At 39.2% G+C, this 26092-nt stretch carries 22 protein-coding genes and 1 pseudogene; 5 read left to right on the forward strand and 18 right to left on the reverse strand.

Annotated features, from left to right (window positions below; all coding sequences use genetic code 11):
* Positions 1-101: 101 nt before the first annotated feature.
* Both H4J54_RS17080 and H4J54_RS17085 read right to left on the reverse strand, forming a co-directional pair.
* Positions 102-809 (reverse strand): pirin-like bicupin family protein, encoded by a 708-nt coding sequence (locus H4J54_RS17080; RefSeq protein ID WP_182192201.1) that lies wholly within the window; start codon positions 807-809, stop codon positions 102-104.
* A gap of 112 nt (positions 810-921) precedes the next feature.
* A pseudogene (locus H4J54_RS17085) lies at positions 922-1104 on the reverse strand (glutathione S-transferase family protein); the annotation flags it as partial.
* A gap of 61 nt (positions 1105-1165) precedes the next feature.
* Here H4J54_RS17085 and H4J54_RS17090 point away from each other — a divergent pair.
* Positions 1166-1339: a hypothetical protein gene (locus H4J54_RS17090; RefSeq protein ID WP_310650137.1), complete on the forward strand. Its 174-nt coding sequence runs from the start codon at positions 1166-1168 to the stop codon at positions 1337-1339.
* 278 nt (positions 1340-1617) lie between these two features.
* Here the strand turns inward: H4J54_RS17090 and H4J54_RS17095 are convergent, their stop codons facing one another.
* From H4J54_RS17095 to H4J54_RS17115, 5 genes are all read right to left on the reverse strand, one after another.
* On the reverse strand, positions 1618-2901 hold the full coding sequence (locus H4J54_RS17095) for a GGDEF domain-containing protein (RefSeq protein ID WP_182192202.1): 1284 nt from the start codon (positions 2899-2901) through the stop codon (positions 1618-1620).
* Between the two features lie 8 nt (positions 2902-2909).
* On the reverse strand, positions 2910-3932 hold the full coding sequence (locus H4J54_RS17100) for an NrtA/SsuA/CpmA family ABC transporter substrate-binding protein (protein WP_310650120.1): 1023 nt from the start codon (positions 3930-3932) through the stop codon (positions 2910-2912).
* Positions 3933-4326: 394 nt separating this feature from the next.
* Positions 4327-4719, reverse strand: coding sequence for an MmcQ/YjbR family DNA-binding protein (locus H4J54_RS17105; protein ID WP_182192203.1), 393 nt, complete (start codon positions 4717-4719; stop codon positions 4327-4329).
* Positions 4720-4874: 155 nt separating this feature from the next.
* Complete coding sequence (gene feoB / locus H4J54_RS17110) at positions 4875-7055, reverse strand: ferrous iron transport protein B (RefSeq protein ID WP_182192204.1); 2181 nt, start codon at positions 7053-7055, stop codon at positions 4875-4877.
* The gene (locus H4J54_RS17115) at positions 7052-7282 is read right to left on the reverse strand and encodes a FeoA family protein (RefSeq protein WP_182192205.1); all 231 of its coding nucleotides are present in this window, start codon (positions 7280-7282) and stop codon (positions 7052-7054) included. The genes feoB and H4J54_RS17115 overlap by 4 nt, the downstream gene beginning before the upstream one ends.
* A gap of 419 nt (positions 7283-7701) precedes the next feature.
* Here H4J54_RS17115 and H4J54_RS17120 point away from each other — a divergent pair, with 419 nt between their 5' ends.
* The gene (locus H4J54_RS17120; RefSeq protein WP_182192206.1) at positions 7702-8955 is read left to right on the forward strand and encodes a serine protease; all 1254 of its coding nucleotides are present in this window, start codon (positions 7702-7704) and stop codon (positions 8953-8955) included.
* A complete protein-coding gene (locus tag H4J54_RS17125; protein WP_182192207.1) occupies positions 8946-9914 on the forward strand; it encodes an FHA domain-containing protein in 969 nt (322 codons plus the stop codon). Before H4J54_RS17120 ends, H4J54_RS17125 begins: the two co-directional genes overlap by 10 nt.
* Before the next feature lie 135 nt (positions 9915-10049).
* Here the strand turns inward: H4J54_RS17125 and trpS are convergent, their stop codons facing one another.
* On the reverse strand, positions 10050-11054 hold the full coding sequence (gene trpS / locus H4J54_RS17130) for a tryptophan--tRNA ligase (RefSeq protein ID WP_182192208.1): 1005 nt from the start codon (positions 11052-11054) through the stop codon (positions 10050-10052).
* 60 nt (positions 11055-11114) lie between these two features.
* A complete protein-coding gene (gene rpe / locus H4J54_RS17135; RefSeq protein ID WP_182192209.1) occupies positions 11115-11786 on the reverse strand; it encodes a ribulose-phosphate 3-epimerase in 672 nt (223 codons plus the stop codon).
* A 349-nt stretch (positions 11787-12135) separates the two neighbouring features.
* On the opposite strand from rpe, the gene H4J54_RS17140 reads away from it, so the two are divergent.
* A complete protein-coding gene (locus H4J54_RS17140; protein WP_259367052.1) occupies positions 12136-12780 on the forward strand; it encodes a TorF family putative porin in 645 nt (214 codons plus the stop codon).
* 193 nt (positions 12781-12973) lie between these two features.
* Here the strand turns inward: H4J54_RS17140 and metL are convergent, their stop codons facing one another.
* Together metL and metB are read right to left on the reverse strand one after the other, a co-directional pair.
* Positions 12974-15493, reverse strand: coding sequence for a bifunctional aspartate kinase/homoserine dehydrogenase II (gene metL, locus H4J54_RS17145; protein ID WP_182192210.1), 2520 nt, complete (start codon positions 15491-15493; stop codon positions 12974-12976).
* A gap of 82 nt (positions 15494-15575) precedes the next feature.
* Positions 15576-16733: a cystathionine gamma-synthase gene (metB, locus tag H4J54_RS17150; protein ID WP_182186196.1), complete on the reverse strand. Its 1158-nt coding sequence runs from the start codon at positions 16731-16733 to the stop codon at positions 15576-15578.
* A 233-nt stretch (positions 16734-16966) separates the two neighbouring features.
* Here metB and metJ point away from each other — a divergent pair, with 233 nt between their 5' ends.
* Positions 16967-17299 (forward strand): met regulon transcriptional regulator MetJ, encoded by a 333-nt coding sequence (gene metJ / locus H4J54_RS17155; protein ID WP_182186199.1) that lies wholly within the window; start codon positions 16967-16969, stop codon positions 17297-17299.
* A 443-nt stretch (positions 17300-17742) separates the two neighbouring features.
* On the opposite strand, the gene H4J54_RS17160 is transcribed toward metJ, so the two are convergent.
* The 7 genes from H4J54_RS17160 to hflC form a co-directional block, all read right to left on the reverse strand.
* Positions 17743-18156: a VOC family protein gene (locus H4J54_RS17160; protein ID WP_182192501.1), complete on the reverse strand. Its 414-nt coding sequence runs from the start codon at positions 18154-18156 to the stop codon at positions 17743-17745.
* A gap of 152 nt (positions 18157-18308) precedes the next feature.
* Positions 18309-19688 (reverse strand): cytochrome c oxidase accessory protein CcoG, encoded by a 1380-nt coding sequence (ccoG, locus tag H4J54_RS17165; protein WP_182192211.1) that lies wholly within the window; start codon positions 19686-19688, stop codon positions 18309-18311.
* A 192-nt stretch (positions 19689-19880) separates the two neighbouring features.
* On the reverse strand, positions 19881-21305 hold the full coding sequence (locus tag H4J54_RS17170) for a sigma-54-dependent Fis family transcriptional regulator (RefSeq protein ID WP_182192212.1): 1425 nt from the start codon (positions 21303-21305) through the stop codon (positions 19881-19883).
* A 307-nt stretch (positions 21306-21612) separates the two neighbouring features.
* A complete protein-coding gene (locus tag H4J54_RS17175) occupies positions 21613-22854 on the reverse strand; it encodes a malic enzyme-like NAD(P)-binding protein (protein WP_182192213.1) in 1242 nt (413 codons plus the stop codon).
* A 611-nt stretch (positions 22855-23465) separates the two neighbouring features.
* Positions 23466-24764, reverse strand: a complete 1299-nt coding sequence (locus H4J54_RS17180) for an adenylosuccinate synthase (RefSeq protein WP_182192214.1) — start codon at positions 24762-24764, stop codon at positions 23466-23468.
* A 126-nt stretch (positions 24765-24890) separates the two neighbouring features.
* Positions 24891-25076 carry a DUF2065 domain-containing protein gene (locus tag H4J54_RS17185; protein ID WP_182192215.1) on the reverse strand — a complete coding sequence of 62 codons (186 nt, stop codon included), beginning with the start codon at positions 25074-25076 and terminating at the stop codon, positions 24891-24893.
* A 129-nt stretch (positions 25077-25205) separates the two neighbouring features.
* Positions 25206-26090, reverse strand: a complete 885-nt coding sequence (gene hflC, locus H4J54_RS17190; protein WP_182192216.1) for a protease modulator HflC — start codon at positions 26088-26090, stop codon at positions 25206-25208.
* Between the last annotated feature and the right edge of the window lie 2 nt (positions 26091-26092).

The raw sequence follows: 26092 nt of genomic DNA on the forward strand, positions 1-26092 counted from the left end.
TTTGTGGCAATAGTTAGGCCTTACATTCTAGTGAACACCTTGTTTTTTAATGCTTATAGCCGTTTCATTAATCAGCTGGTCTACTTTATATGCAGTAAAAACTAAGCGATAGTATCGATAATAATCACTTCACAGTCGGTAGCAGCTCTGAGTAAAATGGCATTGGATTGGGTAACTTCCAGCCCATCGCCCTTATTCATGGTTACCGTTTTTAAGCTGTCCTCTACTTTAAACATACCATCAGAAGCTAAAATATAAGCTTGATGGCTGATTTTATGTTCAATCACGCTTCCTTTAGCTAGTTTCCCACCATAGATTCGCGTTTCTTGGTTAATAAACAATGCCTTACTTTTATCTGCTAGATAACCTGAGACTAACAACGTCAGTGCTGAGCCATACTCGCTAGGAAATTTTTTGCTTTCCCAGCGCGGTGTTACGTTATCTTTATTGCTTTCAAGCCAAATTTGATAGAAAGTTAATGGTTTATTAGTGCGGTTATATTCTGAATGCACTATACCCGTACCTGCACTCATCACTTGTACTTCACCGGCTTTAGTGATGCTTTTATTACCTGTGCTGTCTTGATGAGTAATAGCACCTGAGCGAATAAAACTAATAATTTCCATATTACGGTGTGGATGCGAAGGAAAGCCCATACCGGCTTCTACCCAGTCGTCATTGACTACGCGTAGTTTTCCAAAGCCCATACGTGTTGGATTATAGTAATGAGCAAAACTAAAATGATGGTTAGATTTCAGCCAGCCGTAGTTAGCTTTGCCTAAGCTTTTATAGGGATAATGTTTGATCATGGTCTTTCCTCCGCACTCATTGAATGAAACCTTATAACTCATGGCTTTGGTAATATATTTTTAGCGCTATAAAGCGGTATTTGATCGTTAAACGATTAACACTTTTTAGCCCTTAATATTGACGATCTCTATCGTGTGGCGCATCAAAGTGTTGACTCGCACCTAAAGGGATAATACGAGTAGGGTTAATCGTTAAATGACTCGCGTAGTAATGGATTTTCGTGTATTCCAGATCAACCGTTTCTTTCACACCAGGTACTTGATAAAGCTCATTAACATAGTTACTAATATGGTTAAGGCAGCCAACATTTTTTGTCAGCTCTATAGCCATCAAAACTACCGCTATTATTGCAGGGATCGGCATTGGGTATTTACCCAAAAACCTGATCCAAAATCAGATTAAGTCAGGCGCTCTCATTGTGACCAAATTAGCTGAAGAACGTCCACCTCAGGCCTTATTTATGGCATGGAAAATAACGAACAAAGGCAAGGACTTAAATAAGTTAATAACAATTTTATCAAGGCGTTGAGACCAGTGTTAAGCATTACATAATCGCATAGATATTAAAGCCCTTTACTATCTAGATACAATACACCTAACTCATAAAAACTAACAAACAATTACTTTGCAATAATTTTTAGAACGCTTTTTTAGAATGTTATGGTAGAACAGTAAGCTCTATCACTTTCGCAAAGGCTAACTTCAATACTGTGGTTTGAGGGCTATGTTTAAAAGAATGAATGAGCCTAACTGACTCCGCACACTTACTCCAAAATATTGAAATAATGACCATTACTGATATGACAATTAATAAACGATATTATCGCCAAACACTTCAATTCTATTGCGGCCGTTTTCCTTGGCTTGATACATAGCTAAATCAGCATCTTTTATTAATTGTTCGAAATCAACATGTTGTTCATTAACCGTACTAATACCGATACTGACGGTCACAAAAATATCTTCACCTTCATATGCTATGCCATGATTAGCTAAAGAGTGTTGAATACGACGAGCTGTTTCTACCGCCGCGTTGACACCACTATCGGGTAAAATAATGATAAATTCTTCACCACCGTAACGAGCAAAAAAATCAATACTGCGTATCTCTTCAGTGCAAACTTTGCAAATGTTTTTCAAAATTTCGTCACCGAATAAATGACCAAACTGATCGTTTATATTTTTAAATAAATCACAATCTAACAAAATGACAGCCAATGGATTTTTGCTTCTTTGTACACGAGAAAACTCATTATTTCCTCGTTCAAACAGTGCCCGACGATTGGCTACTTTGGTTAAAGGGTCGGTGTTAGATAGTTGCTCTAATACTTGAGTTCTTTCTGCAACAATTTTTGTCATTGACTCTAAAGAAACCGTCGTTTCACTCAATTCTTTATTCATGTGATTAAAGGCATTAGCGATGCCATTAAACTCTTCTGATTGATTAGAAAGTTGGATTTGTTGAAAGTTACCACTGCGATTTTTTTCAAAAGCTGTTTTGACTTCATTGAGTGATGTGCTAAAAATCTTAACTAACTTAACAGCACCATAAACTAAAATGAAAAGGCTAAGAGCGAGTATAGATAGGATAAATATGACCTGTTGCTTAATAACGTTTGCAATGTCTTTTTGAACTATGCTGGACAGCTGTATTGTGTCAGATCGAATAGCTTCTAATTGCGTTATTAACCTGGTTTTTAAATGCTTTTTAATTCTCTCATCGGCATTTTTTAGTTTATTTTTATTGATGGTATTAAATAACCTTTGTACATTCTTATTCTGGCTTTCAATACTGTTTTGAACGGTTTGTTGCTCTGGGGTCAAACTAGGGCTACGTCTAAGTAAGTCATTAAATTTACTGTCTAAAACTAGCCAATTATCGGTGTTGTAATCGCTGGCATAAATATCTTCATTGATAAGGAATTGCTTAAGAATGTTGGTATGACTTTCAACTTTATTGGCATACTTTTCACGTTCTAAAGCGACTTCTACTACTTGAGTTGACCATAAAACACTCGCAACAAGTACAGTGAACAATAAACCTGTACTCAGGGTAAAAAAGTAAATATGTTGCTGTAAGCTTATCTTCATAAAAATCCTTATTTACTGGGGAATATCTGCAGCGGTATATCTACGGCTCCAGGATCGACCTGTAGCAAAGCCCTACTATCAACAAAGTGCAATGAGTTAGGTACACGCTTAGATAATCTCATTTGTGTTTCCACTGCCCATAGTGCTTGAGATCTAATATTTAATATCAATGATTGATTCAATCCGAGCTTAAAAATATAATCAGGCCACACCCAGTCAATAAATGCGGGATCTAAATTTAACTCATCTATCACTATTTTTTTAGCGGCTTGTGGATGCGAAGCAATGTAATGGATAGCAGTTTGTAGTCCTTGAATGACACATTTTGCTTTTTCTACTCCTTGACTGTCTGCGGTTTGAGAAATTAAGTTAAAGCTCAATGTACTTAAACTTTTGGTATCATGAATTTTTATTTTTTTATCCAGTGCTTGCGACAACTGAAAAACGAAAGGCTCCCAGGAAACAATGGCGTCAACCTCATTACGACTAAAAGCTTGTAGCAATTGTGTTGGGTTATAATAATATAACTTCACATCAGCCATTGTTAACCCTTCAATCGCTAAAAGTGTACTTAACAGATATTCACTGGCAGTACCTTGGGTAACAGCCACTTTTTTGCCTTTTAGATCTATGGCTGATTTAATTTTATCGGCAGAATGCGTCATTAATTTCACATCATTATCAGATTGGACAAACATGGCGTGGGTGACAAATGATGGCGTAGTTAAACTTTGAAAAGCAATCACCGAATCAGAACTTGTGCCAAAATCAACCGTGCCACTCATCACCTGATCAAATGCGGCTTTACCTCCTATTACCTGCTCATATTTAACCCTAACGCAGGTGTCATCAAAAGCATTTATCGCTTTAGCAATATAAAAAGGCGTAGACAAGGGTGTTTTAGAAACCGCAATAAGCACCGAGTATTTGTCCTGATGCCAAAAACTTTGTAGATTAAAAGACAATATCCCAAGCCCAAAAATAATGAGTACGGTTATAGAAGATACCCAGGGGTATTTTAGATTCAACACTATCAGCCTGTTATTTTATCGTATCCTGAGTTTAATTTAGCAACAAATACAACATATGTATTGAGCTTTGTTTAAAATAAAAGCATTTAGGTGATATACATTAATCCTGCGGTGGAGATACTCAATAATACAAAAATAATATTAGTGCCAAGGTTAACGATTCAGTAGATGGTCTGAAAATTCAATAGGGATCAGTTATTGCAGACAAGGTCTGTAAGTTCAATACTATGGCGTTTGCTATTTTGGGCTTAGGTTTGAGGTTTGGGTTTAGGTTTAGGTTTAGATTCAAGACTAATAGTATTAGTCTTAGCTAGATTTAAGCCAATCCGCTTAATAGTTCAGGTCAGCAAGCACCATTCGTCAGTTTGATGCTTTTTTAGCGCTAATGTTAATTTTATAAAGGCATTAGCAGCGACTGCTGGTCTTGCTTGGTCATCTTACTTACGACTAGCATATATGAATTATCAATCATGCGTTCAACTTCACCTTGTGGGATTGAGCCATCTAAAATGACCGTATTCCATTGCGTTTTATTCATATGGTAGCCTGGTATAACCGCAGCATAAACATCACGTAACATAATAGCTTCGTCAGGGTCACATTTTAGGTTAATGCAATAATACCCTGCCATTTTACCATTAGTGCCTTTTTCATTACCTTTGCCTAACGATAATGTCGCAAACATTTTATGCTTTACTTTAAAAACACTCACATCAGGACCAAAGGGAGTATATTCAATAGTTTCAGTTTTATTCAGTAAATAACGCTTTGCTTGTATGTTATCCATATTTTCAATACTGCTTTTTACAACTAAGATTCAATATAGCCTAAGCTGTTTAGTAATGTTCGACAAGATAAATAACGCTGTGTGGTTCAAAGATAGCATTTTCAGCTGCTATATCAGTCAAATTGATGACTTAACGGTAATTAAAGGCCTGAGTGTTAACGATAAGAAACCAACGTAGGTATGCTCAGAATGTTTTTACCTGCGCGTTTTAAACCGTAATATATGCTAAAAAATACCGCCATGATCACCATAATACTGATGAACGAGTGAATAGGTTGTGATGAAAACACCGCAAGTTGGTAACATCCTGCTGCCGATAAGTAGGCTAACGTAAAACTCCATAATGCAGCAAACATTGCCCAACGTGTACCCACTTCATTTTTAATTGCCCCCATTGCCGCCGCACATGGTGTATAAAGTAAAATAAAAAGCAAATAACAAAATGCGCCAATTTTACCCGCAAAAGCAGCTTGCATAATGGTAATGGTACTTTGTGCAACGCCTTGTGCTTGTGCGGCAACTGCTACGCTAGACACATCACCAATGTCAGTACCTAAGGGATCATCTGCTGCTATGCCCTGTAAATTATCGCTAATACTCGCTAGCGCTTGCTGCCATAATACCGGCATAGGAGCGGGTGCTGTTGGCGCTTGTGAAACCGGTGAATATAAACTATTAAAAGTAGCCACTAGCGCCTCTTTTGCAAATAGCCCAGTTATAATACCGACACTGGCTTGCCAGTTATCTTCTTTAACCCCCATGGGCGCAAGCAAGGGTGTCAGCACCTGCGCACTTTTGCTTAACAAAGAGTCTTGCGTGTCATGATGACCAAATTCACCGTCTGTGCCTAAAGAATTAAAGAAGTTTAAAACACAGACCACCACTATGATGGTTTTACCCGCGCCAACAATAAAAGAGCGTGTACGTTGCCATACCCGCTTAAGCAAATATGACAATTTTGGCCATTCATACAAAGGTAATTCCATAATATTAATAGAGTTTTTACCCATTAAAATGGTTTTCTTTAACATCAGCCCAGTCAATACCGCGGCAGCAATGCCAATAAGGTACAACAAGAATACTAAGTTTTGCCCTGATTCTGGAAAGAAAGCCGCGGCAAATAAGGCGTAAACCGGTAATCTAGCACCGCAAGACATAAATGGCGACATCATGATGGTGGTGATTCTTTCTCTTTCGTTATCCAAAATACGCGCTGCCATCACCGCCGGCACAGTACAACCAAAACCAACAATTAATGGCACAAAGGCTTTACCCGGTAAACCAATTTTTTGCATCGCGGCATCAACCACAAATGCAGCTCGGGCTAAATAACCACTGCTTTCTAGTAGTGACAAACCAATAAACAAACTAGCTATAATAGGAATAAATGTTGCTACGGTTTGAATACCTAAACCGACACCACTTATAATAGTGCTTAACCAAGCGGGTAAGTTAAAAGCGCTTAAAAAGTGTTGTGGATAATCAACAAATATTGCACCCGCTAAAATATCAAAAAAATCAATAAAAGCACCGCCAACATTAATCGCAAACATGAAGAGCAAGTACATCATCACTAAAAAAATCGGTACACCTAAAACCGGATGCAACATCCAGCGGTCTAACTTGTCACTAAATTGAGCATTATTACTTGGGGCCGTAACCACGTCAGCAACCAGTTGATAAATAAAGTCATACCTTGCTTGCATGACCGCCATGGCCTTTTTATCGGTTGATTGGCAGCCTGGTGTTTTGCCACAAGCTTGGCGTTCTAATTCAAGTGGCATGCCTGAGTAATCCGCTAATGCTTCGGGTAGGGTCAATAAATGCCCAGCGACCCGCGGGCTAGGAATATTTTGTAATGCGGCGGTAATTTTTTTGCCCGCATGTTTTCCAACACTATTTTCAGTAACTACTGGGCAACCTAACTGAGCAGACAGTTTTTGCAAATCTATATTAGCGGCTTCTTTACGATCTGATTTATTTAGCACCACTATCATAGGTAAACCAAGCTCAAGCAGCTGTGTAGTTAAATACAGCTGGCGCTTAAGTTGTGTGGCGTCAATCACATTAATTAAACAATCAATGGGGTTTTGCTTAATAAAGTCATGAGTAACCGACAGATCTTTACTTTGCTGACTTCGCTGCGCTAAAGAGCTAATGCCAGGTAAATCAGACAGTAATGTCAGTTTTTTATTTAGCTGACATTGCTGCTGTTTGGCGGCAACCGTGACACCTGTCCAGTTACCTGTTTTCTGTTTTGCCTCCGCTAACGCATTAAAAAGTGTGCTTTTGCCTGAATTAGCAAAACCGACCAGTGCAATATTTTGTTCGATCATTTAGTTAATAACTCAATGTTAATTAGCTTGGCAATGGTCGCTGGCAGACACATTTTTGTGCCATGCAAATGAAAGGCAAGCGGACCGTTAAAAGGCGCTTTATGAGCTAATGATATTTCACTTTTCAATGCGAAGCCCTGTTCAATTAACTGCGCACTTAACGCGAAGTTTGCCGGTAAATAACTGATATGAGCTAGCTGATTAAGGGGTAATTCGTATAAGGTCATAGTAGCCTACATCTAAATGATAACAATTATCATTTAATCATACTAAAACTAGTAGCTGACAACAAGATATTAAATAAACCTTTTAACGTTAGCTTGATCTGATACCCGTTTCATTAAATTATTAGCCACTTATGCTGGTTAAAACACACCAGGGCAATTTGGCTGTCCATCAAAATAACCTGCTATAGTGATTGAGAACATTTTACCGACACATATTTCGGTATTTGTGCTTAATCTGGAACAATAAGCATGATGTTTTTTTTCATCCCGTTAAACTAGTGCATTGCAGCAAGCAAAATAGTCATATTGTCGGATAAAAGATGACAAATTTAATTACACTGGCACAATGGTAGTCAGACAAGTTCTGCTTTGCCTAAATATCAAACAGTTCCCAAGGTAATAATACAAAAGGATATGCAATGAAAGCTATTTTTGCTCTGCTACTTATGTGCTTTAGTACATTAAGTTTCGCAGCTGAGCAGGCCGAAGAAATTTTTAAACAACTGGCCCCATCACTTTATCAAATTCGCTTAATTGACAAAGCCAGTGGTGAAAAATCATCCATTGGTTCGGGTTTTCAAATTAGCAGCAGTGGCCTTATTGCGACTAATTATCATGTTATTTCCGGTTTTGCACGTCATCCCAATAAATACAATATTGAATATTTAGACAACCAAGGTAACCAAGCCCCATTAACCTTAAAAAGTGTTGATGTCATTAATGACCTAGCCATAGTGCAACGTGAAGTCACGGCTGAAATGCCCTTTTTTCAGCTTGCCCAACAAGCTCCGACTAAAGGTGAAGAACTGTATTCATTAGGCAACCCGCATGATTTAGGTATGATAGTCGTGCCTGGCACTTATAATGGTTTAAAAAATGAATCATTTAATGACCGCATTCATTTTACTGGCTCGGTTAACTCAGGTATGAGTGGCGGCCCAGTGGTTAACAAAAATACCGAAGTTGTTGGTATTAATGTCGCTACATCGGGTAATCAAATTGGCTTTTTAGTGCCGCACGACAAACTACTTGAGCTTTATCTAGCCTATAAAAATAACCCACCAGAGAGTATTGAGCAGCAAATGGCTGCACAACTTATGCAAAATCAAGAAAAGTTAATCACCACAATACTGAACAGTGATTGGCAACTAAAACCGTTAGGACGAGGCTTAATTCCAACTATTGACGTACCTTTTGTACGTTGTTGGGGTGAATCCAACTCAGATAAAACCGACGCACAAATTATGGCAGCTGTGGCTAATTGTGACCTAGATGAGAACACTTACATTTCTTCTGACTTTTTTACCGGTTCGTTAGAAATGGAATACCGCTATATGGAATCAGATAAAATTGGTAGCACTAAGTTTTACCATATTTTTGAACGCCAGTTAAACCAGGCCGCGCCAGGTAATAAAGCCGGTAAAGATGATGTCACTGAATATCAATGCCACCATGACATTGTTATGCCCAACAGCAGTAATATTAAGAATAAAGCGGTATTTTGTACCCGCGCTTATAAAGACTTCCCCGCACTTTACGATGTGCTCTACATTGCCATCTCGGTAGATCACGAACAATACGCATTGCTCAGCCATTTTACGATTTCAGGTGTTGCTCAAGAAACCTCATTAGCCTTTTTAGCTAAATTTATGGAGTCGGTTTCATGGAAATAATTATTGAAGAAATCAGTCATGGCCATAAATTATTAAGCCGCCACAAGTTTGCCTCAAATAACATTAGCATTGGCCGCGGTTACGATAACGATATTATCATTAGTGACCCTCACGTTTGCGCTGATCACCTGCAACTACACTTTAATGGTGAACATTGGCTAGTTAATGATCAAGGTTCAATTAATGGCAGTTATCTTGAAAACAGTAAAGACAACGTTATTCAACACCAAGTGCACTCTGGCGACATTATCACCATTGGAAAAAGCCAAGTTCGTTTTGTCTTCCCCAGCCATCCGGTTTCAAAAAGCATAGCAATTAGCCCGTTTGAAGGCTTAATTAACTTAGCGCGTCACCCTATGGTACTGGCGTTAAGCATGACCTTATTTGCCTTTATTGGCGGTTGGATCATTAATTTAAACAATGTTAACGAAGTTAGCTTAACGCAAATACTCGTGCCCACCATTGGCTTAACGCTAGGTTTTGCCTTATGGCCAGCAGGTATTGCTTTAGTGTCGCATTTAACCAAACACGATGGCCGTTTTTGGACCCAAATGGGTATTAGCTATATCTTCTTCAACTTAATGTGGCTCAGTGATATTTTTGAAAACATTGTGCACTTTAATACCTCAAGCAACGCTTCAATGTTATGGCTGCTGGCCATTATTCCTTTGTTGCTAGCGTTTTGTTTGTTTTGGCTCAACTGTTACGTCGGCTTTCATATGACATTAAAACGCAGAAGTTTCGTGTCTTTATGTTTGGTATTGTTGTTATTTGGCGGTAGTTTTATCGTCCAATTAAGTAAACAACCCGACTTTAATCCCCGGCCGCAGTTTGACAGCACCATAATGTCGCCAGCCTTTTTGTTTACACCGAGCAGTGATGTTGAAAGCTTTGTCAGTGACAGTGCTAAGTTATTTGAAAAAGTAACGAAAGAGGCCGCTGAGGATAATAAAGAATAACGGTCATTCAGCTTTAAGACTGAATTGAAAATAAAAACTAAAAAGCCGTCGTAAATACGACGGCTTTTTTATGTCTGACTTAATGACTGACTTAATCGCTAGTTTACTAACTTGTCAGCATGAGGAGTGCACAGATTAAGGCTTAGCAATAAAACCAACCGCCTGATAAACCTCAGCAAGTAATTTACTCGCACGCGCAGAGGCTTTTTCAGCACCTTTGCGCATCACTTCATCCAGATAAGCTTGGTCATTACGAAATTGATGATAACGCGCTTGAATGGGCGCTAATAAAGCAACCACGGCTTCAGCTACATCACCTTTTAAATGACCATACATTTTATCTTCATATTCAGGGACAAGTTCAGCCACTGATTTACCGGTTGTGCACGATAAAAGTGATAACAAGTTTGACACACCTGGTTTTTCATCTATGTCAAAATAGATATTCGCTTGCTCATCCGAGTCAGTTACCGCACGTTTAATTTTCTTGGTAATTTTCTTGGTGTCTTCTAATAAACCAATAAAATTACCCGGGTTAGTATCAGACTTTGACATTTTTTTAGTGGGCTCTAATAAACTCATCACCCGGGCGCCAAATTCTGGAATATAAGGTTCTGGTACTTTAAAGGTTTCACCGTGTAGATTATTAAAACGAGTCGCTATATCACGGGCTAATTCTAAATGTTGCTTTTGGTCATCGCCAACCGGCACTTTGTTCGCGCCGTACAATAAAATATCTGCCGCCATTAATACCGGATAAGTAAATAAACCTGAGTTCATATTAGCTTCAGACTTTGCCGACTTATCTTTGTATTGCGTCATGCGGTTTAACTCACCCATTTGGGTGTAGCAATTTAATACCCAACTCAATTGCGCGTGCTCTGGCACATGCGACTGAATAAAAATGGTGCTTTTTTCTGGGTCAACGCCACAAGCTAAATACAAGGCTAAACCATCTAAGGTCGCTTTACGTAAATCTTCAGGTTTAGGACGCACCGTAATCGCATGTTGATCAACTAGCATGTAATAACATTCGTGGCTATCTTGCATGTCCACCCATTGCTTTAACGCGCCAAGGTAATTACCAATAGTTAACTCGCCAGATGGCTGACAGCCGCTTAATACAATAGGTTTACTCATTTTTTATCCTTCAATTTTTCTTAATGTAATGTGGTTTAATCGTGTTTTAATCAATATTTTTTATTTTACTTTTGCAAGTTCTGCACGCATTTCATCAATCGCGACTTTGTAATCTGGCTTGGAGAAAATAGCTGAGCCCGCAACAAACATGTCAGCCCCGGCTTTGGCTATTTCAGCAATATTGTCAGCTTTAACACCACCGTCAACTTGCAAGCGGATGTCGTAACCACTGGCCGCAATTTTTTCACGGACTAAACGTAACTTATCTAAGGTGGTAGGAATAAAAGATTGGCCACCAAAACCAGGATTCACTGACATTAATAAAATAACGTCGAGCTTATCCATGACAAAATCTAACACATGCAGCGGTGTTGCTGGGTTTAACACTAAACCTGCTTTACAGCCGTGATCTTTAATCAACTGCAAAGTTCTATCAATATGATCGCTCGCTTCGGGATGAAAGGTAATAATATCGGCGCCTGCTTTGGCAAAGTCAGGAATAAGACGATCAACAGGCTTTACCATTAAATGCACATCAATCGGCGCGGTAATACCATAATCTCGTAATGACTTACAGATCATTGGACCAAAAGTCAGGTTGGGCACAAAATGATTGTCCATTACATCAAAATGAATTACATCAGCACCAGCGCTGAGCACATTAGCAACATCTTCACCCAAACGAGCAAAGTCTGCCGATAAAACTGAGGGAGCAATTAAAAAATTAGACATAATGATAACCTTAAAAAAATTTTCGCTACTTTACCTCAATTCCCGTAATTTTGCGACTGAGAACCCACACAAAAATCGATATTAAAAGTAATAATAACCGCTAGATTAAAGTTAAAAGTTACGCCCATGACGCAATATTGCTGGTTATTGTGATCTATGCTGTGCACCTTTTTTGTACATTCGTCTTTTTTTTGCACCAAGCCTGTACAAAGTGGCCAATTGACTAAAGCAAAAAACACCTCAATAAAATAACTAACCAATTGAAAACAAAGTCTTTATAAAATTTTAATTAAATAGGCACTGTCTTTGCAATGTCCTTAGTAATTATAAAAACTTAGTGGACTAAAACATGAACAAAACAATGACCTCTCTAGCAATTTCGATGATATTAACAACTTCTGCACTTACAGCAACGTCAGCATCTGCGACTGACATAGAAGGCTTAAGTGCCAATGTTGGCGCGGTATCACAATATATCTTCCGTGGTGTAGTACAAACAGACACGGCTTCTGCTAGTGCGGGTGTTGATTATGAAAACAGTGGTTTTTATATTGGCACTTGGGCAGCTGACGTACAAGAGGGTTTAGAAGTAGACGTTTATGGCGGTTACGGCGGCGAACTAGACGGTGGTATAGGCTATAGCCTTGGCTTTACGACTTACCAATACACGGGTGATTTTGATACTTCTTATAATGAAGTAAACTTAGGCTTAAGCTACGGCATGTTTTCACTTTCTTATAATGTCGGTGAGTGGGAAGTTGAAGGTGCTGCAAACCAAGACTATGATTTCTTATCTGCAACGGTTGAACATAAAGGTTTTTATGCCACTTACGGCACTTGGGGTAACGATTTTGATGGCGATTACCTAGAAGCGGGTTACAGTACAGAAGTTTCAGGTTTCGACCTGGGTATTGCGCTTGTGGCTAATTCAAAAGAATTATCAGGTACTGAAAGTGACGAAAACCTAGTATTTAGCCTAGGTACATCTTTCTAAAACATCGCTTATTAACCCGCTAAAAAAACAAGAACACACTGTTTTGATGGCTAATAAAAATCTAGGTCAGTTAATTTCCTGGTGAATTTGGTGCGATACCTTGATCATAAAGTATCGTGCCAAAACTTTACTTAACCTTGCTGCTTAACGCTATTTATACCTCCTTGGCATCACTTCCTGCTAGCAAAAATATTTAATTTAAACCTTTGATTTTAACTTGCTGCTGACGATGATTCAGCTGCTGGCAAATAGTGACTAAATCAGCATGAATACCACCGGCAGTGACATCACGTCCAGCACCTGGGCCACGAATAATCAGCGCATTTTCTTGATACCACTCGCTTTTAATTTGAAAAACATTATCACATGGGGTTAATTGTGCAAACGCGTCGTTATGGCTTAATTCTTCCAAGCTAACTTTCGCACTCACTTGACCATGATCACTGATAAAGCGAGCAACATAACGAATTCCACAGGCTTTTGCTTGTGCTTGCTGTAAACGCAATAAAAACAACTCATCAAGCTCAGACGTTCGTTGAAGAAAATCCTCTAAGCTAATATCACGTAATAACTCTGGCACTAAATTCTGACAGTCAATATCAGCTAACGACAATTCAAAACCTGCGGCACGCGCTAAAATTAATAATTTACGCTGTACGTCTCGCCCTGATAAATCTTCTCGCGGATCCGGCTCAGTCAACCCTTGCGTTAAGGCATTCGACAACAGCGCAGAAAATGGCGTTGTGCCATCGTAAAATTGAAATAACCAGGATAAAGTGCCCGAGAATATACCTGAAATTTCCGTTATTTTATCACCGCTATTCATCAACTCTTTAATGCTTGAGTTAATAGGCAAACCAGCACCAACTGTGGTATTACCCAACCATAAGCTATTATTTTTTTCTGCTGTTTTAAGCAATTGCTGATAATTTTCAGTACTTGAAGATGCCGCCCACTTGTTGGCGCCAATAACATGAATGCCACGGGCAAAAAATTCTTCATACAAGTGACTAAAGTCTTCGCTGGGTGTGATATCAACAACAATCAACTCGTCATAAGGGTGATTAGTCAGCCAAGTTAACAGTTGCTCACTGTCGTAAGGCTGCGCTTGTTGTTGATAATGTAACAAAGCATTAGCGACATCTATGCCATCGGTATTTATTAAGGCTTTACTTGCCCCCACTAAGGCAACTAAATGCACATTGTCTAAACCTGAAACACGCGCTATTTGCTTTGGTAACATGGTTAAAAATCGTTGGCCAATATTACCTAATCCAGCGACAACAAGGGCAATATTTTTCGCGTCTTTAGTCATATCCGCATGAACATTATTGAGTATTTCACTCGAGCATGGCTCAGGTAAAACCGCAATATAACTGTGTTCATTAAAGGCATGTAAAAAATGTAAGCTTTGTTGATGCTTAAGCGCTCTTTTAAATCTAGCCCGCATATCGCCTTGTTTCGCCACACTATGGCCAACAATGGCAATAATCGCTACCGGCCTAAAGGTCACTTCAGTGTCATGACTTGCTAACCATTGGCTGAGCGCTTTTTGTTGGGCCTGCGTTACGACTAGGTAACCTTCGTCAATATTGTAACAAATAGGTGAAAATTCACTGACCGCTAATTCGCCCGATTTAGCTAAAAAGCTGCTTGATTTCGCTAATATTAAATCGTTTAAACTGGTGACTGAAAGTTCTTGTTTCGCTATTTGGCCAAACTTGCCTATTTCAGTGCCGCTAACCTCAGGTGCAAAACTACTGGCAACATGTAAATGGGTATTATGGTTGGTTAATGGCTGTAAGGTTTTGGCATGTAATACTGGGTTACCCAAACGGCCCAGTTCATTGGCAACCGCATTAGGTAAACGGTGTAATTTTCTCGCTAAGGGTACAAGCCTTGGGTCAGCACTATAAATACCATCAACGTCAGTCCAAAGCGTTACATTGCCCGCGCCTGACAGTGCCGCCATTATAGTTGCTGAGTAATCACTACCATTGCGCCCTAACGTGCAGGCTTGTTGCTGTTTATTGCGCGCAATATAACCGGTAACGATCATCAGTTGGTCTTGTTTTTGCAGCGGTAAAAAGTTTTCCTGGCTCACGGTATAATCAATGGCACAATTTTTTTCATCTTTTAGTAAAAGAAAGTCTCTGGCATCCAACATATAACTTGGACACACACTTTCACTCAATACCGCAGATAACAAGCGCGCGGACCAAACCTCACCAAAGGCCAATAAGTCATTTTGATAACTCAATGGATCACTAAGGGGATCAGTCAGTAAATTTTCTGTTATTTGTGCAACATCCTGCTTCAGTAAATTTTTGAGTCTGGCGGCACTACTGGCATTTAACAGTTCATCAATTAACTGAGCTTGCGTCACATTAAGTGCAGTAATAGTTACCAGCAAATTCTCACGCAAGGTGTTTACCTCATGACTCGTGCTCACTTGCTCAGTGTTAAGCGAAGTTATGTCCTGAAGCTCTATTGCGAGTTGATAAAGATTAAATAATGCATCCGTGGTATTGCCATTGGCAGATACCACAATAATGTCATTGAGTTGGCAATGCTGACGAATAATATCCACCACACGTTCAACGCAAGCACTGGTGGCTAAACTACTACCACCAAATTTATGGACATTACAGGCAACTTTTGCCAAGTGATTTTTTGGAGAGCTAAGCGTTACCGCTGTATTTGAATCGATCATTTTACTACCACAGGTATGACAACCTTGTCATACCGCCTTTAAATTATTTATATATAACGCTTAATGACTATAGATAACCGCTTTAAGCTTGGCTGGCATCGAGCGCCTGAGATAGGTCGGCCAGTATATCGTCAATATCTTCAATACCAACAGAAAGTCGCACTAATGACTGGGTAATACCGGCGGTAAGTTGTGCTTCAATTTCCATCCCCGCATGGGTCATGGTTGACGGATGACAGATCAAACTTTCAACACCTCCAAGTGATTGCGCTAGGGTGAAAAGTTCAAGTTTATCAAACAGTATTTTAACCGCTTCAACGCCACCTTTAAGCTCAAAACTCATCATAGCTCCAAAATCATACTGCTGTTTTTTAGCTAATTCATGTTGCGGATGGCTGGCTAAACCCGGAAAATAAACCTGTTGAATAGCCGAATGCTGTTGCAAAAATTTTGCCACGGCATTGGCATTAATTTGATGCTGCTTCATCCGTATTGGCAAAGTTTTTAAGCCACGCAAAGCTAAAAAACTATCAAAAGCTGAACCCGTAATACCAATGCAGTTTGCCCACCAAGCTAGTTTTTCACCTAAAGCTTGTTCTTTGGTGACTAGCACACCGCCCACCACGTCGCTGTGACCATTAATATATTTGGTGGTGGAGTGAAAAACAATATCGGCACCCAATAACAAGGGTTGCTGCAATACTGGCGACATAAAGGTGTTATCAACCGCCACTAATGCGCCAACTTGATGGGCTTGTTTGGTAATGGCAGCAATATCAACTAAGCGTAACAATGGATTACTCGGTGATTCAACTAACACTAATTTAGGTTTTGTTGCTAAGGCTTGCGCCAAGGCTTGTTGATCATTTTGATCAACCACCACGAGCGTAAACTGACCCCGCTTGGCAAGATGGGTAAATAATCGAAAACTTCCGCCATAGCAATCATGCGGAATAACAACCGTGTCTTGTGTATCAAGTAATTGGCAAATAAGATGTACCGCTGACATGCCGGTATTTGTCACAATGCCAACGGCACCCTGCTCTAAATCTGTAATAGCTTGGGCAAACGTAGCGCGAGTTGGATTACCGGTGCGTGAATAGTCAAACTGACGCTTGTCGTTAAAACCTTTCAGTGCATAGGTGCTTGAAAGGTGAAGAGCTGGAATAACAGCGCCATGGTGTTGGTCGCTATTAATACCTGCTCGAACAGCGGTAGTGGCAATTTTTTTCTCGCTCATGTGTACTCCGGTAAAAATATTTTCTGTATAGATGTTTGGACGTCTATCAATCTAAATGGTTTAAGTTCGCGGGTCAAGTACTTTAGACTTCTAAACTTCTACACATTCGTTATTGACTCACGCCCCACAACCAGTAAAATCAAGTAGTAAGAATAAATTTATCACAAACTGGCCTACCAGACAGGTTTAACAAGGATAAGTTTATCTCAATTAATTAGCATAGAGGAATATTCATGGCAGAGTGGAATGGCGAGTATATTAACCCATACGCCGAACACGGGAAGAAAAGTGAACAAGTCAAAAAGATCACCGTGTCTATCCCTTTACGTGTGTTAAAAGTGCTCACTGATGAACGTACACGTCGCCAAGTGAATAACTTGCGTCATGCCACCAACAGTGAGCTGTTATGTGAAGCGTTTTTACACGCCTTTACTGGCCAACCATTACCTGATGATAGTGACTTGGCTAAAGACAACACACAAAAATTACCCGCGAGTGTTCGTCGGGCTTTGGAAGCAAAAGGTATAACTGACTTTAGTGAACACGAAGCGGAATTAGAAGATTAAAACCAGTAGTACAACAAGTAAATAAACAAGGCGCTGATTAGCGCCTTTTTTATTACTAAAAAATACGGGTGATTAGCAAGAGTTGCTTTGAAATATAAAACGGAACAACCCCCCTGCAGTATGCCGCTAAATACCAAAAGAATTTATTTCTGTGCATCAGCGCTATTTGAATATACTTCAAACTGGAACGATATTTATTTAGTTTGCATTTTTAGTTTACATTAGAATGACTTTTTAAAGTCAGCATCGTTCAAATAAAAAAAATTATGCCCGTCACCCATATGGCCAGCATCCAGCTTTACATAATTTTGATTTACTTAGCCTTAATGTTTCATAGTGTCCACAAATTAAAAAGCTTAATAACTGAAACTTGACTATGATCGAATTTAACTAAGCAGCTACATTAACTCATGACTGACGGTTGATAGCTGATAGCTATAAATCTACAAAGTCGCATCATTCAACTGCAATAAATCCCACTTAGTACCATATAAATCTTTAAACACCACAACCGTGCCATATTCTTCCACGCGCGGCTCTTCGTTAAACTCAACACCTTGGCTTTTCATCTGTTGATAGTCGCGCCAAAAGTCATTGGTTTGCAGAAATAAAAATACTCGTCCGCCCGCTTGATTGCCCACTGATTGGCTTTGCTCGTCGTTACTGGCTTTAGCAAGCAGTATGTGGGTGCCATTTGAATTCGGTGGTGATATTTGCACCCAACGTTTTCCGCCGCCTAAGTCAGTATCTTCAATAAGCTGAAAGTTTAATTTTTTGCTATAGAATGCAATCGCATCATCGTAGTCTTCAACCACGAGGGCAATATTTGATATGCTTTGTTTGATCGTTTTGGTCATGCTTTGTTCTCTATTCATTTTCACTACTCATCGTCCAAGTCATGATATTTTAACGTATTTTTCTTCCGTAATGAACTTTTCATGATTTAATTAAAAAAGACCTCACCTAGAGGTTTTTTTCACAATCACTAGTCATTAGCTAACGAAATTAATTAATTTGAAAAGAATTTAGTTTCTTTAACAAGCTTAATATCCGGCATATTATCAACGGCAACAGTCAGTGTCACTGGCGTGATTTTTTGGCTGATGTTTTCCGGTGTCATCGTTAAATGTACAGGCACACTGGCGATTTCACCCGCTTTTATCATCACCTTGCCGTCAACACTTAAACTCACCACTTTTTCCAACACTGTGATCTCAAATTGGCGATCAACTTTTGATTTATTAGTAATTTTCAATAAGTAACTATTCGTCACCTTATCTTGAAAGTCGAGCTGAAATAATGTGCCTCGATCCCGCAAAATAGAAAATTCAATCGGCACCCGCACTTGAATAGTAAAGATCATAAATGCCATGGCTAATACCGACATAACAGCATAGCCAATAATTTTCGGCCGTAGCAATTTAACCTTTTTACCTGCTAGTGCATTTTCACTGGTATAACTAATTAAGCCTTTAGCATAATTAAACTTGCTCATGGTTTGATCACAGGCATCAATGCAAGCACCGCAATTAATACATTCGTATTGCAAGCCATTACGAATATCGATACCCACTGGGCACACTTCCACACAAAGGTTACAGTCTACACAATCACCCAAACCTAGGTCTTTTGGCTGCTGGTTACGTTTACGAGCACCGCGGCTTTCACCACGCAATTTATCATAAGCAACCACTAGGGTATTTTTATCAAACATGGCTGATTGAAAGCGTGAATAAGGGCACATGTAAATACACATTTTTTCACGTAACCAGCCGGCATTACCGTAGGTACAAACAGTAAAAAACAGCACCCAGAAAGTAGTTAGCCCATCCCACTGCCATTGTAATAAATCAAGATACAGTGCGCGGGCCGGTAAAAAGTAACTGATAAATGTTGTTGCGGTAAAAAATGCGATTAACCCCCAAATAAAGTGCTTGGCAGATTTTCTTGCTAAGGTATCTAATGACAATGGCTGTTCATCACGTTTAATACGTTGATTGCGCGTACCCTCCAACCATTCTTCCACCCAAATAAAACTGAAGGTCCATACGGTTTGAGGACAGGTATAACCACACCAAATTCGACCAAGCCAAGTGGTTAAAAAGAAAAGTAAGTAGCAACTAACCAGCAATAATCCCGCTAAAATGATAAAGTCCTGCGGAAAAAATGTTTGTGAAAAGATATGAAACTGTTGCTTACCTATATCCAGTAAAACAGCCTGATTACCTTGAAAATTAAGCCAAGGCATCAACATAAATAATAAAACAAAGGCTAAGCCAGTGAATTGTCGAATACGTTGATAACGACCTTTTTGTTTACGGACATAGACTGAGGATTCAGATTTGTAGGGCTTAATGATCAAATCTTCTGCTTTAAAATCAAACTTCATGGTTTACTACTAAAACTAACGTTAAGATAGTTGCTAATAGCAAAATATGAACCAAGTTATAAAATTAAATTAACTCATTGTTTAATATATTATTTATAGTTACCAACTTTATGCAGATCCCACCATAAAGCACGACATATCGCGATTTGGCGATATATCGTGCCTGGCATATTATTTTTATAGTGAAAATTATTAGTTAGGACGTACAATTTTCAATTTACTCATGCGAGAGCGTAATGTACTTTCAGGTAAGCCTAATTGCTTAGCGGCACCTATTTCACCACCAATGCGCCATTTACAGGCTTTTAACACACTTAATATATAGCGGGCTTCCACTTGTGCTAAGGTTTCTATAACAGGAGGGGTAAGTGATTTTGACGAGGTTTTAAAGTTAAAATTTAGAATAGTCGATTTAGTTAAAATCATCTCGCGCTCAAGTACGTTTTGCAATTCACGAATATTACCAGGCCATTGATATTGCATTAATTGAGTTAAGCTACGGTTACTAATAGCACTGATGTTTTTACCTAGCGTTTTATTCAGTGTACTGATAATCACCTGTGATAAAAGTGGTATATCTTCTTGGCGATCACGCAGCGGTGGAACAGTTACCGGAAAAACATTAAGCCGATAAAACAAATCAATTCTAAATGTACCTTGGGTAATCATCGCCGATAAATCACGGTTAGTAGCCGCGATAACCCTTATATTGACCTTAACAGTTTCACTGCCGCCGACCCGTTCAAACTCTTGCTCTTGTAATACCCGTAGTAACTTGCCTTGTGCTGCCATAGATAATTCACCAATTTCATCAAGAAATAACGTACCTCCAGTCGCTAATTCAAAACGGCCTTTGCGTCGTTCAGTCGCGCCAGTAAATGCGCCTTTTTCATGCCCGAATAGTTCAGATTCAAGCAAGCTGGGGGCGAATGCAGCACAATTAACTTTTACCATAGTAGAGTTTTTACGTTGACTTAAGGCATGAATATTACGAGCAACCAACTCTTTACCTGTGCCATTCTCTCCCAATATAAGTACAGTACTATCAGTTTGTGCAACTAGCTCTACTTGCGACAGCATTTTTGTGATTATTGGGCTTCTACCCACCAAGCCAGCAGACGACCACTCTTGCGCTAACTCATTCTGCAAATAAGTATTTTCAGCCTGAAGTTGCTCAGTAAGCGATTGTACATTTTCCAAAGCACTGCGCAGTGCCAACTCAATTTGTTGTTGCTGACTAACATCACGAAATACCGCAACAGCACCAATAATATGGTTATTTTTATAAACCGCTCGTGTTGTGTACTCAACAGGGAAGTTACTGCCATCTTTGCGCCAAAACACCTCACCACTAACTTGTCGAGAAATACCGTCAAGCGCGGTATTGAATATTTTACATTCACAAGCGGGATAAGGCTCACCATTGCTATAACTATGATGATGAAACTGATGAATATTTTGTCCCAATAGTTCAGCGTAAGACCAGCCGGTCATGGCTTCTGCTGCAGGGTTAATAAAAATAGCTCGCCCTTGTGTATCTAAACCGTAAATACCTTCACCTACGGCGTTTAGTAATAGTTCAGAATCGGCGAGATAGGCTTTAATTTCTTTATCCATTGAACTTCCTAAAGTGATTGACTAGGTACGAATAAACACTGTTATTTACGCTAAATATCGAGGCTTATCGTAAGCCACGATATACCGTGGTTATATTGGCAGCAGTAATAGTAGCAATTTTTTAACAAGGGTAGCAAATCGTGCCCATTACATTCACTGTTATCAATTTATTAGCAATGTTTGATGTCGCCAATGCCTAAGTTAGAAGTTAAATTTCAGAGTGCCCAAAAGAAAGGGAAGCAATAAGCTTCCCTTCTATTTCATTCTTAATCTAAAACTAAAACTACATTGCTTACAAACGTAACCGTTAGCCCTGGTAATTCTCAGGCATTGCGAGTGCCGCTACACCTGAGTCTACTGCCGCTTGAGCAACCGCAATGGCTACAGCTGAACGTAAACGCGAGTCCATAGGCTTAGGGATAATATAATCTTTGCCAAAGGTTAAGTTGTCACTGCCACTAGCGGCTAATACTTCAGCTGGTACTGGTTCTTTCGCTAAGGTGCGAATGGCATGTACGGCGGCAATTTTCATTTCATCATTAATAGTACGTGCACGCACGTCTAATGCACCACGGAAAATAAAGGGGAAACAAAGCACGTTATTTACTTGGTTGGGATAATCTGAACGGCCAGTAGCAATAATTAAATCATCGCGTGTTGCCAAAGCCAGTTCAGGTTTAATTTCTGGATCTGGATTTGAACACGCAAAAATCACTGGCTTAGCGGCCATAAGCTTTACGTGTGAAGCTAATAGTAAGTTCGGTCCAGATACACCAATGAATACGTCAGCACCATCGATAGCGTCTTCTAGCGTGCGCTTATCCGTATTGTTAGCAAATAATTTTTTATATTCATTTAAATCGTCACGGCGGGTGTGAATAACCCCTTTAGTGTCGAGCATATAAATTTTTTCACGTTGTGCGCCACATTTAATCAACAGTTCCATACAGGCAATAGCTGCAGCACCAGCCCCCATACAAACAATGTTAGCGTGTCGAAGTTCTTTACCTTGAATTTCTAGCGCATTTATCATTCCCGCTGCCGTTACAATAGCAGTACCATGTTGATCGTCATGAAATACGGGTATTTTACAGCGTTCAATGAGTGCCTTTTCAATAACAAAACATTCAGGTGCTTTAATATCTTCTAAGTTAATGCCACCAAAGCTGTCAGCAATATTGGCTACCGTATTAATGAAGTCTTCAACGGTTTTATGATTCACTTCAATATCAAACGAATTAATGCCAGCAAAACGTTTAAACAATAACGCTTTGCCTTCCATCACAGGTTTAGAGGCCATTGGCCCTAAGTTCCCTAGACCTAAAATGGCGGTACCGTTGGTAATAACGGCAACGGTATTACCTTTGCCGGTATATTTATAAACGTCATCAGGGTTTGCAGCAATAGCGCGAACAGGCTCAGCAACACCGGGGCTATAAGCAAGCGAGAGATCTAGGCTTGTTTCAGCAGGGGTCGTTAATTCAACACTAATTTTGCCCGGCGTTGGGTATTGGTGATAATCAAGTGCTTGTTGGCGAAGATCTGTCATGTTTATTCCTTATGTGTGAGTCTACTACGTGAATTTTATGGGTGAACTTGAGTCGATGCTATTATTGTTGTTTACATGTTATTGCAATGCGATGTCTAATTTCAAGCTGTTTTGTATATATTAATTCGCTACAAGCTATAATTAATATAGCCTTATTAGTTTAATATTTCACATAACCTAGCTAAATATTGCCGATAAAGCGTTAACTATTGATGTAAAAATAGCGATTAGAATACTTTATTAAACCATAAGTAGTTTAATTATATAGATTAAGTTTAAGCCGCTTGTTTTACTTGTAAAGCTTTGCGCATTTGTATCATTTCATGCTGACTACAAAATTAACCACACTCGTTCTGTCTTCACTTCTGATTATAGTTTTAACCATGCTTTTAATCATGTTCATAACTGTAATCTAGCCGAGATTAAAAAGGCTTAAGTTGAATTACGCTATGCTAAATTTTATGCCTTGTATTTTTGCTGATGAGAAATTAGATCACTTAAATTAGTCAAAGAGATTTAAAAATTTAGCCATAAATAGTGACCAAATTTTAGCGATAAAAAAACCACCTAGCAGGTGGTTTTTAAAAAGTGATTTAAACGCAGAAATTTAATTATTCGTCAAACGGATTAACTAAAATCATGGTCTCGACACGATCTGGGCCAGTTGAAATAATATCAATAGGTACGCCAGTAATCTCTTCAATACGTTTAATGTAAGCAATCGCATTAGCGGGTAAAGCGTCAATAGAAGTAGCACCAACGGTGGTTTCACTCCAACCTGGCATTTCTTCATACACTGGGGTAATTTTTTCGTAACCCTCAGCAGCTGTTGGTGGCACAGTAATAATGTCGCCTTCAGCTGTTTTGTAGCCAGTACATATTTTTAATGTTTTTAAGCCATCTAAAACGTCAAGCTTAGTTAAACAAAAACCACTAATACTGTTAACTTGCACCGCACGATGCATAGCGACAGCGTCAAACCAACCACAACGACGTTCACGGCCAGTAGTTGCACCAAATTCATGCCCTACAGTGCCTAAGTGATTGCCCACTTCGTCATTTAATTCCGTAGGGAAAGGACCTGAACCAACACGTGTTGTGTATGCTTTAGTAATACCTAGCACGTAATCTAAGTAAAGTGGACCAAAGCCGCTGCCAGTAGCAACGCCACCCACTGTGGTATTTGATGAGGTGACATACGGGTATGTTCCGTGGTCAATATCAAGCAATGTACCTTGTGCACCTTCAAACATAATAGATTCGCCCGCTTTACGCGCTTGATCTAACATTTCAGAGATATCAGCAACCATGCCTTTAATAGTTTCAGCAACGGCCATAGCATCAGCAAGTACTTCTTCATAACTTACTGGCTCAGCTTGGTAATATTGCGTTAATACGAAATTATGATATTCCATAATTTCTTTTAATTTCACGGCAAATGATTCTGCGCAAAATAAGTCACCAACACGTAAACCACGACGAGCAGCTTTATCTTCATAAGCTGGGCCAATACCACGACCTGTAGTACCGATAGCTTTGCTACCACGCGCTTTTTCACGAGCGGCATCTAATGCGTTGTGATAAGGAAGAATTAATGGACATGCATCGCTGATTAAAAGACGGTCACGTACTGGTACGCCACGTTCTTCTAACATGGCCATTTCTGTCATAAGTGCTTTAGGACAAAGAACAACACCGTTACCGATTAAACATTTTACGTTGTCACGTAATACGCCAGATGGAATAAGATGTAAAACGGTTTTTTCACCATCAATGACTAGTGTATGACCCGCATTGTGGCCACCTTGATAGCGCACTACATATTTGGCTTTATCAGTAAGTAAGTCGACGACTTTACCTTTACCTTCGTCACCCCATTGGGTGCCTAGAACTACGACGTTTTTACCCATGTTCACATTTTGGTAAGAAAATTAGGCGGGGATTCTATCAAATATCAATATTGAGTCCAAGCAATAATTGTTGAATTTTAATGCGTTATTAAAAAAACCAGTGCTAGTGCAGAGTTAGCAAAGAAATTAATTTACCGTCCAAAACAACATAATACCGATTAACAGCAAAAATAAACCGATTTGACGAATAGTATTCACCGGTTCATTGGCTAATTTTAAAACATAGGATCGCCATTTATTCGGAAATAGCGCTGGAATCACTCCTTCAAGAATTAACGCAATAGCAAGTGCCATTAGCAAGGTAGACAGCATATAAATTCCTTAGGTAAACCAATGCAATCAAAACTCAATTTAAGATACTTTGCGTGCATTTTTCAAGTGATAAAAACACAAAAGCCATGACAATGTCATGGCTTTTAAATTACTATTTAACCTTAACTACTAATTAGTTTTTTTACCATTCTTTAGGTAATTAAAGAAATTACTGTCAGGTTTAATGACTAAAATATCACTCTTAGAGCTAAAACTGTTTTCATAAGCTTCTAAACTACGGAAGAAGTTATAAAACTCAGCATCTTGTGTATAAGAGTCGGCATAGACTTTTGCAGCTAGGGCATCACCTTCACCACGAACTTCTTGTGCATTCTTCTGTGCTGTTGCTAACATAACAGTTACTTTAGCATCAATAGTGGCACGAATGATTTCAGCTTGCTCTTGACCTTGTGAACGATGTTCTTTCGCCACAGCAGTACGTTCAGCACGCATACGTTCGTAAATTGAATTACTGACCTCTGTAGGTAGGTTGATAGCTTTAATGCGAACATCAATCACTTCAATACCTAAATCTTCACGGCTACTGGTAGCACTTTCTAATGCTTGGGCCATAATGTCATCTCGATCGCCAGAAACAATTTCTTTAATCGTACGTGTACCAATTTCGGTACGTAAGCCATTATTTACTTTCTGTTTCAATAACGCGCGAGCGTTCTCAATTGAACCTGAAGTACGCAAATAATAGGTTGAAAAGTTAACAATGCGCCATTTAACAAATGAGTCGACCATTAAATCTTTCTTCTCAGATGTTACAAAACGATCTGGCTCTTCGTCCAAGGTTTGAATACGCGCGTCAAGTTTACGTACTGTGTTAATAAATGGAAATTTAAAGTGTAAACCTGGCTCATAAACTTTCATGTTGCCGGTATCACCGTCACGCGTAATTTTTGAGAACTGGAAAACTATGCCACGTTGGCCTTCAGTCACAACAAAAACAGACGAAACTGTTAGCACAAGTATTAAGGCAATAATTGCCAATATAAAATTCTTCATGG

Source organism: Colwellia sp. MB3u-8, from assembly GCF_014076985.1.
Lineage (GTDB): Bacteria > Pseudomonadota > Gammaproteobacteria > Enterobacterales > Alteromonadaceae > Cognaticolwellia.